This is a genomic window from Euzebyales bacterium, assembly GCA_035461305.1.
Classification (GTDB): Bacteria; Actinomycetota; Nitriliruptoria; order Euzebyales; family JAHELV01; genus JAHELV01.
The window spans coordinates 71,149-86,550 of sequence record DATHVN010000157.1 but is presented as its reverse complement, the minus strand read 5'-3'; the positions used below and the strand labels follow the sequence as shown (position 1 = coordinate 86,550).

The 15,402-nt window shown below is 71.2% G+C and carries 12 protein-coding genes and 1 pseudogene; 5 read left to right on the top strand and 8 right to left on the bottom strand.

Annotated elements, in window-relative coordinates; all coding sequences use genetic code 11:
• The 3 genes and pseudogenes from VK923_14800 to VK923_14790 all read right to left on the bottom strand — a co-directional run.
• Window positions 1–192 (bottom strand): hypothetical protein (locus VK923_14800; protein ID HSJ45941.1); only part of this gene is annotated, 192 nt, incomplete at its 3' end.
• 118 nt (window positions 193–310) lie between these two features.
• Window positions 311–901 carry a TIGR00366 family protein gene (locus tag VK923_14795; GenBank protein HSJ45940.1) on the bottom strand — a complete coding sequence of 197 codons (591 nt, stop codon included), beginning with the start codon at window positions 899–901 and terminating at the stop codon, window positions 311–313.
• A gap of 38 nt (window positions 902–939) precedes the next feature.
• A pseudogene (locus VK923_14790) lies at window positions 940–1,520 on the bottom strand (TIGR00366 family protein).
• 374 nt (window positions 1,521–1,894) lie between these two features.
• On the opposite strand from VK923_14790, the gene VK923_14785 reads away from it, so the two are divergent.
• Both VK923_14785 and VK923_14780 read left to right on the top strand, forming a co-directional pair.
• On the top strand, window positions 1,895–3,496 hold the full coding sequence (locus VK923_14785; protein ID HSJ45939.1) for an AMP-binding protein: 1,602 nt from the start codon (window positions 1,895–1,897) through the stop codon (window positions 3,494–3,496).
• A complete protein-coding gene (locus VK923_14780) occupies window positions 3,489–4,544 on the top strand; it encodes a phosphotransferase family protein (protein HSJ45938.1) in 1,056 nt (351 codons plus the stop codon). Before VK923_14785 ends, VK923_14780 begins: the two co-directional genes overlap by 8 nt.
• Window positions 4,545–4,578: 34 nt before the next feature.
• Here the strand turns inward: VK923_14780 and VK923_14775 are convergent, their stop codons facing one another.
• The 5 genes from VK923_14775 to VK923_14755 form a co-directional block, all read right to left on the bottom strand.
• Window positions 4,579–6,525 (bottom strand): ASKHA domain-containing protein, encoded by a 1,947-nt coding sequence (locus tag VK923_14775; GenBank protein ID HSJ45937.1) that lies wholly within the window; start codon window positions 6,523–6,525, stop codon window positions 4,579–4,581.
• A gap of 52 nt (window positions 6,526–6,577) precedes the next feature.
• Entirely contained in the window at window positions 6,578–7,486 is a 909-nt protein-coding gene (locus VK923_14770; GenBank protein ID HSJ45936.1) for a dihydropteroate synthase, read from the bottom strand.
• A gap of 92 nt (window positions 7,487–7,578) precedes the next feature.
• Window positions 7,579–8,175 carry a DUF1638 domain-containing protein gene (locus VK923_14765; protein ID HSJ45935.1) on the bottom strand — a complete coding sequence of 199 codons (597 nt, stop codon included), beginning with the start codon at window positions 8,173–8,175 and terminating at the stop codon, window positions 7,579–7,581.
• 24 nt (window positions 8,176–8,199) lie between these two features.
• A complete protein-coding gene (locus tag VK923_14760) occupies window positions 8,200–8,895 on the bottom strand; it encodes a B12-binding domain-containing protein (GenBank protein HSJ45934.1) in 696 nt (231 codons plus the stop codon).
• An 85-nt stretch (window positions 8,896–8,980) separates the two neighbouring features.
• Complete coding sequence (locus tag VK923_14755; GenBank protein ID HSJ45933.1) at window positions 8,981–10,291, bottom strand: FAD-dependent oxidoreductase; 1,311 nt, start codon at window positions 10,289–10,291, stop codon at window positions 8,981–8,983.
• 132 nt (window positions 10,292–10,423) lie between these two features.
• On the opposite strand from VK923_14755, the gene VK923_14750 reads away from it, so the two are divergent.
• From VK923_14750 to VK923_14740, 3 genes are all read left to right on the top strand, one after another.
• On the top strand, window positions 10,424–11,164 hold the full coding sequence (locus VK923_14750) for an IclR family transcriptional regulator (protein ID HSJ45932.1): 741 nt from the start codon (window positions 10,424–10,426) through the stop codon (window positions 11,162–11,164).
• The gene (locus tag VK923_14745) at window positions 11,089–12,708 is read left to right on the top strand and encodes a trimethylamine methyltransferase family protein (protein ID HSJ45931.1); all 1,620 of its coding nucleotides are present in this window, start codon (window positions 11,089–11,091) and stop codon (window positions 12,706–12,708) included. The genes VK923_14750 and VK923_14745 overlap by 76 nt, the downstream gene beginning before the upstream one ends.
• Before the next feature lie 159 nt (window positions 12,709–12,867).
• Window positions 12,868–15,330 carry an FAD-dependent oxidoreductase gene (locus VK923_14740; GenBank protein HSJ45930.1) on the top strand — a complete coding sequence of 821 codons (2,463 nt, stop codon included), beginning with the start codon at window positions 12,868–12,870 and terminating at the stop codon, window positions 15,328–15,330.
• The last annotated feature ends 72 nt before the right edge of the window (window positions 15,331–15,402 follow it).

Sequence of the window (15,402 nt, the reverse complement as noted above, 5' to 3'; positions counted from 1 at the left end):
GCTGACGTGCGTGCGCAGCGTCGGCTCCGTCCCCGGCAGCAGGCGAACGGTGCGGTGGAGCAATGGCCACGCCTCGCGGCGGACCCGTGCATCGAACGTCGACAGCGGGACCCCGGCCTCGAGCGCCTGGTGGCGGGCGACGGCGCCGTGCTGGTGGCCGGCCAGTCGAAACAGCGCGATCCACGTGGTCATGGCCGGGACGGTCGCCCGGATCGTGGGCGATGTCGACCGATCACGCTCGCAACGTGTGGACAACACCCGAGCGTGTAGCCCACTCATCGTATCAGGGACTGGGTTACACGGTGGAGCGTCAGCCTGCGCCGGCCAGCAGGATGCCGCCCCCGAACAGAAAGAACGTCGCGAAGAAGATGACGAACGTGTAGCCCATGATCTGGCGCATGTGCAGTCCGGCGATCACCAGCAACGGGATCGTCCAGAACGGCTGGACCATGTTCGACCACTGGTGGCCGGAGGCGACGCCCATCACGATGCGCGACGGATCGGTTCCGAGGTTGGCAGCGGCCTCGATGAAGATGGGCCCCTGGACCGCCCACTGCCCGCCGCCGGACGGGATGAAGAAGTTCACGATGCCGCCGGACACGAACGCCCAGAACCCGAGAGTGCTCGCCGTCGCGATGCTCATGAACCAGTCGGCGATCACCGACACGAGACCGGTGTCGATCATCATCCCCATGATCCCCGCGTACAGCGGGTACTGGATGATGATCTGCCCGACGGTTGTGCTGGCGTCGGCGACGAGTCCCGCGTAGTGGATCGGCGACCGTGTCAGCAGGAGGCCGAGCCCCAGGAGGCTCCAGTTGACGATGTCGAGGGTCAGGTTCAGTCCCTCGGTGGCGAACCACCAGATCAGGTAGGCAGCGATCGCGCCGCCGAGCGCCAGGGTGATCCAGCGGGCGCCGTCCAGACGCTCGGCGACGGTCAGCTCCCGCTAGGTCGCGACCCTGGTGTCGCCGTCCCGGCGCTGCCGCCACCGCCACCGCCGTCCCCGTCGTCGGCCTGCGCGCGGACGTCCTCTGGCAGTTCGATGATCTCGTCGCCCTCCTTTGGGCGCATCGCCGCGCACAGCACGACGACCACGGCCATCGTGATCAGCGCGGTGGTCACGTTCCAGGGCGCGAGGATCGTGTCGGTCACCGGGATGGTGCCGCCGACCTGGTCCTCGAGGGCATGGCCGGGCGTCGCCACGAACAGGGCCGCCGAGCTCGAGTAGCCCATGTGCCGGACCACGAAGCCGGCATATGCCGACGCCACGAGCAGCGGGTAGTGCAGCCGGAGGCCGCGGCCAGGTGCCTCCACGGCCACCTGACGGGCGACCAGAGCACCGGCCACCAGCCCGAACGCCCAGCAGAACAGGCTGCCGACCCACCGACGAACGCCTCGACGCCGTAGGCGACGGTCGGGCTGTTGGGGATGCGTCCGATGCGGCGCAGGAGACGCTGCGCGGGGTCGGTGTGCGCCAGCGCATGGGCCGTGATCAGGGTGATCGCGATCTGGGCGATGAACTCGAGGAGCAGTGCCAGGCCACCGCCCCATGCCGACAGCGCCTCGATGGGGGGTCGCGTCCGTCAGGACGAGCGCCATCAGGTACACCACAAAGGTCAGTGCGATCGCGAAGACGAACGGATCGGGATAGAAGCGTTCGACGAAGATGATGAACGGCTTGGCCATCGACCGCATGGCGTCCTCCCCGGCTCGACGTGCGCGTCGGGTCCCTGGTCGGCACGGCATGCCGTACGCACGGTGGACTGCTCATGAACCACCGAGGGCGGCCGGTTCTCGTCAAGGTCCGCGGGGCAGGATCGACGGGCAAGGTGTGATCAGGCGGCGCGACGCAGGGGTGTGGCGGCGGCACCGCGGACGACAGGAGCCGACGATGACCTCGAGCAGCGATGCGGTCGGACGTTCGGACGTGGGCGCATCACCCTTCTCGTACGAACCGCTGACACCGACCGCCTACCTCCGGCGGGCGTCGTACGTCTTCAGCGAGCGCCCGGCGGTGCTCGACGGCGACCGGTCGTACACGTACGCGCAGTTCTGGTCGCGTGCATCACGACTGGCGGGCGGGCTTGCGGCGAGCGGCATCGACCCCGGGGACCGCGTGGCGGTGCTCGCGCCGAACAGTGCGGCGCTGGTCGAAGGACACAACGGCGTCCCGCTGGCCGGCGCGGTGCTGGTGCCGATGAACAGCCGCCAGAAGGCATCGGAGCTCGGCTACATCTTGTCGCATTCGGGCGCGCGAACCCTGATTCACGACATCTCCCTGGGTGACGTCGCCCGCGGCGCCGCGGACGCGGCTGGCCACGACGTCCAGCTGATCCAGGCCGGGGGAGACGACGACACGTACGAGGACCTCCTCGACGGCGCGGACGAGCTGCGGGTCGACGTCGACGAGCTGGACCTTCTGGCGATCAACTACACGTCCGGCACGACGGGGCGACCCAAAGGTGTCATGTACTCCCATCGCGGCGCGTACCTGCAGGCGCTCGCGATGGCGTTCCAGGCGCAGCTGCAGGCCGACAGCGTCTACCTGTGGACGCTGCCGATGTTCCACTGCTGCGGGTGGTGCTTCACCTGGGGGGTCAGCGCCGCCGGAGGTCTGCACCTGTGCCTGCGCGCGATCGACGCCGACGAGATCTGGCGTCTGGTCCGCGAGCACGGCGTGACCCACATGAGCGCCGCGCCCACCGTCCTGAACATGATCGCCAACAGCGAGGCTGCCAAGGACGGTCCCGCGCCGCGCGTGATCCACGTCGACACCGGGGGCGCGCCGCCGTCGCCGATGCTGCTCGCCAGGCTCGCCGAGTTGAACATGCAGGTCACGCACCTGTACGGCCTGACCGAGTCGTACGGTCCCGTGATGATCAACCAGTGGCAGCCCGCGTGGAGCGACCTCGATGCGGACGAGCAGGCCGCGCTGCGCGCCCGACAGGGCGTCGCGAACGTGGTCGGCGAGCGGCCGCGCGTGATCGACGACGACGACCGCGACGTCCCCGCCGACGGCCGCTCCGAAGGTGAGATCGCGTTTCGCGGCAACAACGTCATGCTCGGCTACTACGAGGACGCCGAGCAGACGCGCGAGGTCACGAGTTCGGGGTGGTTCCGGACGGGTGACGTCGGGGTCATGCACCCGAACAGGTACGTGGAGCTGTCGGACCGCAAGAAGGACGTCATCATCTCGGGTGGCGAGAACATCGCATCAGTCGAGGTCGAGCACGCGATCGAGACGCACGACGCCGTGCTCGAGGCGGCGGTGGTCGCCAAGCCCGACGAGAAGTGGGGGGAGATCCCCGTCGCGTTCGTGACCCTGCACGACGGGCAGCACCTGGAGCCCGACGCCGTGATCGCCCACGTCAAGGAGCACATCGCCAACTACAAGGCACCCCGCGAGGTCCACTTCTGCGAGCTGCCGAAGACGTCGACGGGCAACATCGAGAAGCACGTCCTGCGCGCCCGGGTCGAGGGTGCGGATGGCTGACGACGATCGGGCCGCCGGCCTGCCCGGCATCGACCCGGACGCCCTTGGCACCTGGTGGCGTGACCACACGCCTGCCGTCGAACTGCCGCTGGCGTTCTCCCGCATCGAAGGTGGGCTGTCGAACCTGACCTACGATGTCTGCGACCGGTGCGGCCGGCGCTGGGTCCTGCGGCGTCCACCACTGCACGGGGTCATCCAGTCGGCCCACGACATGGGCCGCGAGCACTGCATCATGGCCGCGCTGGCGGACAGCGACGTGCCGGTGCCGCCGGTGGTCGGCCACGAGCCGGACCCGTCGGTGACCGGCGCCGAGTTCTATGTCATGGACCATGTCGCCGGGCCGATCTACCGCAGCACCGGGCAGGTCGAGGCCGACACCGATCCCGGCCTGCGGTCGACGATCAGCACCTCGCTGGCCGACACCCTGGTCGCACTGCACGAGGTCGACCCCGATGCGGTCGGCCTCGGCGACCTCGGCCGCCGCGAGGACTACTGCGGGCGGCAGCTGCGCCGGTGGCGGCGGCAGTGGGAGCAGGTCGAGACCCGGCCCCTGCCGGCGTTCGACGAGGTGCACAGGCGGCTGACCGCTGCCATCCCCACCCAGCAGGGCGCCGGCATCGTGCACGGCGACTACCGGCTCGACAACGTGATCTTCACGCCTGACGGCGAGGTCGCCGCGGTCGTCGACTGGGAGCTGTGCGCGTTGGGCGACCCACTGGCGGACCTCGGGATCCTGTGCGTGTACTGGGCCGACCCCGACGACGACTTCCTCACGTTGCCGCAGGCCGCGACGCACCTGCCGGGGTTCGCCAGGCGCGCCGAGCTCATCGAGCGGTACGCGCAGCGGTCGGACCGGGACCTGGCCGACGTCGAGTTCTACCTCGCGCTGGCCTACTGGCGGCTGGCAGCCATCCTCGAGGGCGTGTACGCGCGGTTCGACTCCGGCGCGTACGGCGACGACGCGATGCCCGACCTCGCGTCGTTCCCCGCCCGCGTCGAGCGCCTGGTCGAGGCGGCGCTCGCTGCCACGGCCCGCTCCGGCCGCTGAGTGCGGGTGGGGCGGCCTGCGGGCCCAGGGAGCGCTATGCGGTCGGATCACTCCCCACAGCGGAGCGCCGGCGGCGACCACGCCGGCCTTCGACGGACCCGGCGGTCGGGGCGGGCAACATGACCCTTGCGGCCAGGTGCGGGTACGGGATCGTGGCGTGAGGCAACGCCATCGCGGCGACGAAGTGCTCCTGGAATGCCGCCTCGACGGCGGTCTCGACCTTCTCGATCCGCGCGGTGACCGCCTCGACCTCCGTCCGGGCCGTCGCAGACAGCAGGACCATCAGCGCGCCCACCCCGGCGGCGTTGCCCACCGCAGCGACGCGGTCGACGTCGCAGTCGGGCAGTAGTCCAAGGACCATCGCGTACACGGGGTCGATGTGGCTGCCGAACGCACCGGTGAGGCGGATCGCGTCGACGGTGGCCACCCCGAGGCGGTCCATGAGCAGCCGGCACCCGGCCTGCAGCGCGGCCTTGGCGAGCTGGATCGCGCGCACGTCGGCCTGCGTGACCTCGATCACTGGATCGTCCCAGAGCCGGTATGCCAGGGTGCGGCCGCGGTCGACAATCCGTGGTGTTTCCACGACGGCGACGATGCGACCGTCGGGGGTGATCGCGCCGGCGAGGAACAGCGCCGCGACGGCCTCGATGATCCCCGAGCCACAGATGCCCGTGACGCCCGTCGCGGTGACGGCGTCGGCGAAGCCCTCCTCGTCGGACCACGACTCGACGCCGATCACACGGATCCGGGGAGCCAGCGTGGCCGGGTCGATCCGCACCCGTTCGATCGCGCCGGGCGCGGCGCGCTGCCCGCTGGAGATCTGCGCGCCCTCGAACGCGGGTCCGGTGGGTGACGATGCCGCCAGCAGCCGGTCGCGGTTGCCGAGCACGACCTCGGCGTTGGTGCCCACATCAACCAGCAGCGTGACCTCGTCGCCACGGTGCGGCCCTTCCGCCAGCACCATCGCAGCGGCGTCGGCGCCGACGTGGCCCGCGATGCACGGCGGCGCATAGACGCGCGCGCCAGGGTGGACGCCGAGGCCGAGCCCGTCGTCGACGGTCACCGCCGTCGTCGTGGCCAGTGCGAACGGTGCCGAGCCCAGGGGACGTGGGTCGAGCCCGAAGGCCAGGTGGTGCATGACCGGGTTGCCGACCAGGCTGACCTCCAGCACCGACGAGGGGTCGACCCCGGTCTGCGCGCACAGCTCGGCCACCATCGCAGCCAGGGCCCGGCGCACCGAGGTGGTCAGCGTCGCCGCGCCGTCGGCGTGCAGCTGTGCGTGGGACACGCGACTCATCAGGTCCTCGCCGAAGCCGATCTGGGGGTTCATTCGCCCGGTCGACGCCAGCACCGCCCCGGAGCCGAGCTCGCAGAGGTGTCCCGCGAGCGTCGTGGACCCGACGTCGAAGGCGACGCCATGGACGGCGTCGCGCAGCCCCGGCCAGACCGCCGCGATCTCGCGTCCGTCGCGCACGGCCACGGTGACCCCACGGTCGCGTACAGCCAGCGCGGGCTGCAGAGCGCTGAGCACCGGCAGCCTCACGGTCAGGTCCGTCAGTCCCCACTCGTCCGCGAGTGCGTCGCGCAGGCGTTCGAGCTCACCGGCCGTGTCGGCCAGTGCGGGCGGCGCCACGGTGACGTAGTGCAGTCGGAGCACAGGATCGATCGGAAGCGCGTGGGTGCCGACGTCCTTGCGCACGACCTGGTGGTGCACCTGGCTGTCGGCGGGCACGTCCACAACGACGTCTGCGACGATGCGGGCCGCGCAGCCGAGGCGCCGGCCGTCGGCCAGCGGTCGACGTCCGCGGTAGACGGCCTCGGTCCGGTCGGGTGGGCTGAGGCGGTCGGGATCGGCGGGCACACCCGGCCGGGCCCCGACGCTGACCTGGCAGCGCCCGCACAGCCCGCGCCCGCCGCAGACCGAGTCGAGGTCGACGCCCAGGGCGCGGGCGGCGTCGAGCACGGTGGTCCCGCGTGTCACGGTCCCGCGTCGGCCACTGGGCGTGAAGACGATCGCCGCGCCCGGCGTCGCCTCACCCACCGGCCCGTGTGCGACGGCGGTTCGTCCGCCGCCGTCCTGCCGTGCCCTCACCGTCGCCGGCGGCCCGGTGGCGCGCGATCCACGTCGCGCAGTTCACGTCGACGCCGGTCAGCACATCGCCGGCCTGGACGGTCCGCCGGATCTCGGGCTCCAGGGGGTTGGTGATCGCGGAGGTCATGCCTGCGCCGATGGCCATGGCCAGGAACGCCGCGTTGATCCCCGCCCGCGCCGGCAGTCCGAAGCTGATGTTCGACGCACCGCAGGTCGTGTTGACCCCCAGCTCGTCGCGCAGCCGGCCGACCAGCCGCAGGACGTCGCGGGCCGCCGAGCCCACGGCGGCGATCGGCATGACGAGGGGGTCGACCATGACGTCGTCGGCCGCGATCCCGTGGTCCGCGGCACGCTGGACGATCGTGCGGGCCACCTCGAACCGCACGTCCGGATCGGGCGAGATGCCCGACTCGTCGTTGGTGATCGCGACCACCGCCGCGCCGTGGCGGGCGACCAGTGGCAGGACCGTCTCGAGCCGGTCCTCCTCGCCGGTCACCGAGTTCACCAGCGGCCTGCCCTCGTAGGCGTCGAGCCCCGCCTCGAGCGCCGCGACGACCGATGAGTCGATCGACAGGGGCACGTCGGTCACGGCCTGCACCTGCCGCACGGCCTCGGCGAGGATCACCGGCTCGTCTGCGAGCGGGATGCCCGCGTTGACGTCCAGCACCGCCGCGCCTGCCTGGACCTGGGCCAGCGCATCGGCGCACACCCGGCTGAAGTCACCGGCGGCCATCTGCTCGGCCAGCACGCGCCGGCCGGTCGGGTTGATGCGCTCCCCGATGACGACGAACGGCTGGTCGACGCCGATAACGACCTCGCGCGTGGCCGAGCTCACCCGGGTGTGTGCCATGTCACGTCACCTGTCGCTTGAGGTCATGTCATGTGACCTACCGCTTCGCTGCTTGAGGTCATGTCATGTGACCTACCGCTTCGCTGCTGGGGTCATGCGGCACATCCTCGTCGGGGTCGACGGCCGATGGAGAGCAGGGTCGGCGCCAGATCGCCGGTGCCGACGTGGCGGTGCTCGAGGCGCAGCCCGAGTCGGTCGGCAGCGCGCTGGGCCTCTGCCAGGCGCTGCGCGGTGGGCGGGAACTGCGAGAGGTACAGCAGGCGTGTGTAGTTGCCGAAGTAGTCGTCGCGCAGCTGCGGCCAGCGATCCAGCCCGAGACCACGCCAGACCAGGCGCTCGAACTGCCGCAGGAGGAAGTCGGTCAGATAGAAGGTGGTGGGCTCGGCGTCGTGGAGTGCCGCGAACGTCTCCCCGCCCGCCAGGAACTCGTAGCAGTGGGCGCCGGGCAAGCGTCGCGCGCCGTAGCGGCCGAGCAGGGTATCCAGCTGCCCCCCGGTGCCGCAGTCGCCGTAGCCGACGAAGACCTCGTCGTACCGGTCGGCGGCGGCGGCGAGCCGCTCCTCGACCGCCGCCGGGATCCGTGCGGGCGTCGAGTGCAGATCCGCCGTGACGTAGGCCACGTCGAGATGGGTCAGGCCGTTGGCCGCGACGACCGCCTCCAGCTCACGCGCGAGCGCCCCGCACGCCACGACAAGCACCCGGGACCGCACGCGTCAGCCCGCCCGTGCCGCCCGCTGGGCCAGCACCAGCGCGGTGGCGGTCTCGGCCGCGGTCGCGGCGTCGCGGCAGTAGGCGTCGGCGCCGACCACGCGGCCGAACTCCTCGTTGACCGGCGCACCGCCGACGAGCACGATGTAGCGCTCGCGCAGGCCGCGCTCAGCCAACTCGTCGATGACGACCTTCATGTAGGGCATGGTCGTGGTGAGCAGCGCCGACATCCCGAGGATGTCGGGCTGGGCGTCGTCGAGCGCGGTGATGTAGGCGTTGACGTCGTTGTTGATGCCGATGTCGACGACTTCGAACCCGGCTCCCTCCAGCATCATCCCGACCAGGTTCTTGCCGATGTCGTGGATGTCGCCCTTGACCGTGCCGAGCACGACCCTGCCGATCGTCTCGGCGCCGGTCTCGGCGAGCAGCGGCCGCAGCACGGTCATGCCGGCCTTCATGGCATTGGCCGCCAGCAGGACCTCCGGCACGAACAGTATGCCGTCGCGGAAGTCGATCCCCACGATGCGCATGCCTTCGACCAGGCCGTCGTTGAGCACGCGCTGGGGCGCCCACCCGCGATCCAGCAGGATCCGCGTGCCATCGGTGATCTCGCCGGCAAGCCCGTCGTAGAGGTCATCGTGCATCTGCTCGACGAGCTCGTCGTCGGGCAGCGTGGTCAGGTCGAGCTCCTCGTCACCCACCGGCGTCTCCGATCGTCTCGTCGGGCAGCGTGGTCAGGTCGAGCTCCTCGTCACCCACCGGCGTCTCCAATCGTCTCGTCGGGTCTCATCCGTTGACCGAGAACGAGCTGTCCGGGTTGATCTCCCGGTTGCGCGAGAACGAGCTGAGGTGCAGTGGGGCGCCGGTGTAGCGTCCCTCGACCGTCAGGGGATCGCCGTCGTGGTCGTAACCCGCCTCCACGGTGGTGATCAGCTCCGCCATGCAGTGGCCAGCGACGCCCGCGTTCTTGAACTGGTTGCCGGACGTGCCGATGGCGACGTAGTAGCCGTCGAGGTCGGTGCGGTCGTAGATCGGGATCCAGTCGTCGGCGACGTCGTACAGGTCCACGACGCCGCGGCGCTGGTTGGGCACGCCCAGCGAGGGGATCCGTCGGGCCAGGCGGAGGACCTGGGCCTCCCACGTCGCGGCGGTGATGGAGCGGTCGAATTCGTCGGGGTCGTCGACCCAGTCGCGCGCGTCGCACTCCGGATCCTCGGAGCCGACCAGGATGCTGTTGCCTGTCTCCGGGCGGAAGTAGACGCCGGTGTCGCCGTCGGACACGTGGACGCCGGTGCGCTCGTAGTCCAGCGACGACGGTGCGGTGACGTGGTGCACCTCGTGGCGCAGGGGCCTGGTGCGGATCCGCATGGTGCCCGCCAGGCCTGCGAGGTCGTTGACCACCGCCGAGTGCGGGCCGGCGACGTTGACCACGACCGGTGCCGACACGCGCGAACCGTCGTCCAGGGTGACGCCGCTGACGCGGCCGTCGGACCGGTCGATGCCCGTGACGCGGGTCGAGAACAGGAACCGGCCACCCTTGGCCTCGGCCGCGCGCTGCAGGTTGTGGCTGGCGAGCTGGGGGTCGCTGACGTACCCCGAGGCGGCCGTCCAGATGGCGCCCGGCAGCGGTTCGGTCGGCTCGTCCCAGAACGCGTCGTCGTCGACCCGCTTGGGCGGACCGAACACACCGGGGTCGAACGCGGGCATGCGCGCACGCAGGGTGTCGGCGTCCCAGTCCTCGTAAGGGATGCCGACCTCGTCGAAGAGGGGCACGACACGTTCGTGGTGCCCGCCGGGGTCCTTGAGCAGCAGCGTCCCGCACTGCACGAGCGTGGCGAGGCCGCGCTCGTCCTCGGCGTCGAGGTACGTGGGCCAGTCGGTCCAGTAGTGCAGGCCCTCCCAGGCCATCGCGACGCCGTCGTAGGTCGAGTACGTGAACCGGACGATCGCGCAGGAGTTGCTGGTCGAACCGAAGCCGGCGGCCGGCAGGGCGTCGACGTTGAGGGTGCGCCGGCCCCGCCGCGCCAGCTCGTAGCCGACCGCCGCGCCGATGACGCCGGCACCGATGACCACCGCGTCCACGTCGTGGCTGGGCATGGCGTTTCCCTGATCCTGCGCCCTGCTCCTCCGGCGGAGCCGGTCCATGCATCTTCATGGAGCCGATCCAGGATTCCCGCACAGTGGGAACAACTGGACTTCCTACCATGAAGCGGTAATCTACGCGGCCAGATGGCTGCAGTCCAGAGCGTTGTCCGATCGATCGCCCTCCTCGGCGAGGTTGCGAACAAGCCGCGCGGACTGGTCGGCCTGGCCGAGGCCGCCAGGCTGCCCACCAGCACCGCTGCACGGCTGCTCTCGACGCTGGCTGATGTCGACGCGCTGCGCCGTGACGACGACGGGGTCTACCGGATCGGGCCGGCGATCACGTCGATGGTCGCGACCGGCGACGTCGCGCCCTCCCTACGCGGCCTGGCCCACCCGCACATGGTCGAGCTGGTCGCGGCGGTCGACGAGGCCGTCGGACTGTCGATCCAGGTCGACGACGAGACGGTGACCATCGCACAGGTCGACGCGCCACGGCCCGTGCAGGCGGAGGACTGGTACGGGACGCGTTGGTCGCTGTTCGGTGGCGGCTCCGGATTCGCGCTGCTCGCGACCTGGCCCGACGCACAGATCGAGCGTGTCCTGCAGGGTGCGCCGGATCCCGACCGGGTGCGCGCGGGGGTGGCGGAGGCCCGCCGGACGGGGGTCTCGTGGAGCCACGGCGACTACGTCGACGAGCTGTCCAGCGTCGCCAGCGCCATCGTGGACCGCACCGGCGGCGCGGTCGGCGCGCTGTACGTCTACGGGCCGTCCTACCGGTTCCCGACCGAGGACACTGTCGCCGATGTGGAGTGGCACCTCCGCGACGCCGCCGGCCGGATCTCCCGGGCGTGGATCGGACGGACCGCGCCCGAGGGCCGGCCGTGACCTCGGAGGACGTCGGAGCCCGGCGTCGGACGGGACGTCGCCGTGGTCGCAGCGCGCCGGCGGGCGCACCGGCCCAACCTCCGTGGCGGCAGCCCCGCCGGTCGTTCGCGCCGGTGCGCGCCGTGTCCGACGACCAACTCGACGCCATCCACGACGCCGCGCTGCGCGTGCTCGCCGAGACCGGCTTGGACTTCCTGCACCCCCGGGCCCGCGAGCTGTGGGCGGACGCAGGTGCCGAGGTCGACGGCGAGCGGGTCCGACTCGACGGCGACCTGGTGATGCAGCTCGTCGGCCACGCCCCGGCGACGTTCACGCTGCACGCGCCGGATCCCCGCCACGACCTCCAGATCGGCGGCGACGCCATCGCATTCACCGCGGTCGCCAGCGCGCCCTACGTCGGCGACGAGGTCGGCGGACGCCGCCAGGGCAACGCGAGGGACTACACCGACCTCGTGCGGCTCAGCCAGCACCTGTCGGCCGTCCACCTGCACGGCGGCTACCCGGTCGAACCGGTCGACTGGCACCCGTCGGTCCGTCACCTGCACGCCACCCGGACGTTGCTCACTGCCAGCGACAAGGTGCCCCACGTCTACAGCCTCGGCGCCCAGCGCAACCGCGACTGCCTCGAGATGGTGCGCATCGTCCGCCGCGTCGACCACACCACCCTCGATGCCCAACCGTCCGTGCACACCGTGATCAACGCCAGCTCGCCGCTGCGCTACGACACGCCGATGCTCGAGGGCGTCATGGAGTACGCCGCGCGCAACCAGGTCGTGATCATCACGCCGTTCACACTGGCGGGCGCGATGGCGCCCGTGACCATCGCGGGGGCGCTGGTCCAGCAGCACGCCGAGGCGCTGGCCGGCATCGCCTTCGCACAGCTGGTCCGTCCGGGCGCGCCGGTCGTGTATGGCGGGTTCACGTCCAACGTGGACATGCAGTCCGGCTCACCCGCCTTCGGAACCCCGGAGTTCATGCAGGCCGCGCTGGTCGGAGGCCAGCTCGCACGCCGGCTCAGCGTGCCCTACCGGTCGTCGAACGTGTGCACTGCCAACGCGGTCGACGCGCAGGCAGCGTACGAGAGCGTCTTCTCGCTCTGGGGCGCGGTGATGGGCGGTGCCAACATCGTGTTGCACGGCGCCGGCTGGATGGAGGGCGGCCTGCGGGCGTCGTTCGAGAAGATGGTCGTCGACGCCGACCTGCTGCACATGGTGGCCGCGTTCCTGGACCCGCTGGTCGTCGACGACGCCGCGCTCGCCGTCGACGCGATCGCCGCGGTCGGGCCCGGTGGCCACTTCTTCGGCGTCGAGCACACCCAGGCGCGCTTCCGCGACGCGTTCTTCCGGCCGGCGATCTCGGACTGGCGGAACTTCGAGGCGTGGACCGAAGTCGGCAGCCCGACGGCGCTCGACCACGCCCGGCGACGGGTCCGCGAGCTGCTCGACGCCTACGAACCCCCGCCGGTCTCACCCGAGGTCGTCGCCGAGCTCGACGACTTCGTCGCCCGGCGGGTGGCCGAGGGCGGTGTCGCGACCGACTTCTGACACGAGGAGCAGCATGAGTGGCTCACGCAGCGTCAGCGGTGGGCACACGTCCCGTGGCTCGGGCTGTGGCAGCGGTGGGCAGACGTTCGGTGCCTCGGGCGGCCTCAGCGGAGGGCACACGTCCCGTGCCTCGCGTAGCGTCAGCGACAGGCAACCAGCATGAGGACCAGCGCACGGGTGGTGGTCATCGGAGGCGGTGTCGTCGGCGCCTCCGTGCTGTACCACCTGACCAGGGTCGGCATCACGGACGCGATGCTGCTCGAGCGTTCCGAGTTGACCTCGGGATCGACCTGGCACGCCGCTGGCGGCATGCATACCCTCAACGGCGACCCGAACGTTGCGGCGCTCCAGCAGTACACGGTGGGGCTGTACGAGGAGATCCAGCGCACATCCGGCCACGACTGCGGGATCCACCTGACCGGCGGCCTGATGCTGGCCGACACCGAGGAGCGCATGGACTGGCTGCGCATGGCCCACGCGCGCGGCCGCTACCTCGGCATGGACACCGACCTGATCGGCGTCGCTGAGGCCAAGAAGCTGCTGCCGTTCATGGACGAGCGCCACTTCGTCGGGGCGCTGTACGACCCGATGGAGGGCCACGTCGATCCGTCGGGCGTCACCCATGCCTACGCGAAGGCGGCCCAGCTCGCGGGCGCCGAGGTCGTCCAGCACACGCGCGTCGAGGCCATCCGCCGCCTGGCCAACGGCGACTGGGTGCTGGACTGCGGGGACGCAGGCACTGTCACGTGCGAGCACTTCGTGAACGCGGGCGGGCTATGGGCCCGCGAGATCGGTCGCATGTGCGGGATCGAGCTGCCCGTGCTCGCCATGGAGCACATGTACCTGCTGACCGAGTCAGTGCCCGAGCTGGAGGACTGGAACGTCACGGGGCCCGCCAGCGGCCTGCACGCCATGGACTTCGCCGGTGAGGTCTACATGCGCAAGGAGGGCACCGGGCTGCTGCTCGGGACCTATGAGCCCGACGGCGTGCCCTGGTCGCCCCACACCACGCCATGGGACTTCGGCCACCAGCTGCTGCCGCCCGACCTCAACCGGATCGCGGACAACCTCGCGGTCGCCTTCGAGCACTTCCCGATCTTCTACGAGGTTGGGATCCGGACGGTCGTCAACGGGCCGTTCATGTTCGCCCCAGACGGCAACCCGTTGATCGGTCCAGTCCGCGGGCAGCGGGGCCACTGGGTGGCGTGCGGCGTGATGGCGGGCCTGTCGCAGGGCGGCGGCGTCGGGCTGGCGCTCGCGAACTGGATCACGCACGGTGACGCCGGGTTCGACGTGTGGGGCATGGACGTCGCACGCTTCGGCGACTTCGCGACCGCCGCCTACACCGACGCCAAGGTCCGCGAGAACTACGGCCGACGCTTCCAGATCGCCTACCCCAACGAGGAGCTGCGGGCCGGACGTCCCCTGCTCACGTCACCGATCCACGACCGCCTCGACGCTGCCAACGCGGTGTGGGGTGCCGCCTACGGGCTCGAGTACGCGCTGTGGTTCCAGCGCGACGGCCTCGAGCGGGTCGAGACGCCGACCCTGCGCCGCTCCAACGCCTGGGCGTGCGTGGCCGAGGAGAGCGGCGCGGTGCGCAACGGCGTCGGGCTGACCGAGACGACGGGGTTCGCCAAGTTCCTGTTCACCGGTCCCGGCGCGCGGGACTTCCTCGACGGGATCCTGGCCAACCGCATCCCCCCGGTCGGGCGCATCGCGCTGACCCCGATGCTCAGCGCGCACGGAAAGCTCGCGGGGGACCTGACCGTGGGAGCGCTGCCGGCGACGCCGGCCGACGCGGCGGACAGGGCGTCGGAGCGGTTCCTCGTGTTCGGCACCGGTGCCGCCGAGCAGTACTACGAACGCTCGTTCGACGCCCGCCTGCCGGGCGACGGGTCGGTGCGCTACGCCAGCCTCGGACCCAACCTGTGCGGGCTGTCGATCGCGGGACCGGCGGCACGCGACCTGCTCGACGACGTCACGAACGGCGACGTGTCCGGATCGGCGCTGCGGTTCCTCGACATCCGGCGCGCGACCGTCGAGGCCGTGCCCGTTGTGCTCGGGCGGATCTCGTTCACCGGCGACCTCGGCTACGAGCTGTGGGTCGAGCCGGCCTACCAGCAGCGGCTCTTCGACGTCCTGATGCGGGCCGGTGGGCGCCACGGGCTGCGGCTGTTCGGCGCGCGGGCGCTGGACTCGCTGCGGCTGGAGAAGTCGTTCGGCGCGTGGGCCACCGAGTACCGGCCGATCTACGACCCGTACGAGGCCGGTCTGGGTATGTTCGTCAAGCTCGACAAGGGTCAGTTCGTGGGCCGCGACGCCGCCGCCCGCATCCGTGACGAGGGACCGGCGCGCCGGCTGATGACCTTCACGGTCGATGCCGACGACGCCGACGTGATCGGTGACGAGCCCATCTGGCACCACGACGAGGTGGTCGGCTGGGTCACGTCCGGTGGCTACGCCCACTGCTCCGGGGCGTCGGTGGCGTTGGGCTACGTGCCGGCGCCGCTGGCCGACGTCGACGGCGGCTTCGCCATCGAGGTGGTCGGCGTCCGGCGCCGGGCGCGCCGCCAGGACACCTGCCTGTTCGACCCGGCAGGCCACCGCATGCGCGCCTGACCTTCGAGTCCCCGGGTTGCGCGGAGCGGCCGTCGTGGGGACACGATGCGCACCGGGTGCGACGTGTCCCCA

Excerpts from the sequence above, each read along its gene's own strand:
- VK923_14740 (HSJ45930.1), top strand. The coding sequence starts at position 12,868 with ATGAGGACCAGCGCACGGGTGGTGGTCATCGGAGGCGGTGTCGTCGGC.
- VK923_14780 (HSJ45938.1), top strand. The coding sequence starts at position 3,489 with ATGGCTGACGACGATCGGGCCGCCGGCCTGCCCGGCATCGACCCGGAC.
- VK923_14770 (HSJ45936.1), bottom strand. The coding sequence starts at position 7,486 with ATGGCACACACCCGGGTGAGCTCGGCCACGCGCGAGGTCGTTATCGGC.
- VK923_14755 (HSJ45933.1), bottom strand. The coding sequence starts at position 10,291 with ATGCCCAGCCACGACGTGGACGCGGTGGTCATCGGTGCCGGCGTCATC.
- VK923_14785 (HSJ45939.1), top strand. The coding sequence starts at position 1,895 with ATGACCTCGAGCAGCGATGCGGTCGGACGTTCGGACGTGGGCGCATCA.
- VK923_14750 (HSJ45932.1), top strand. The coding sequence starts at position 10,424 with ATGGCTGCAGTCCAGAGCGTTGTCCGATCGATCGCCCTCCTCGGCGAG.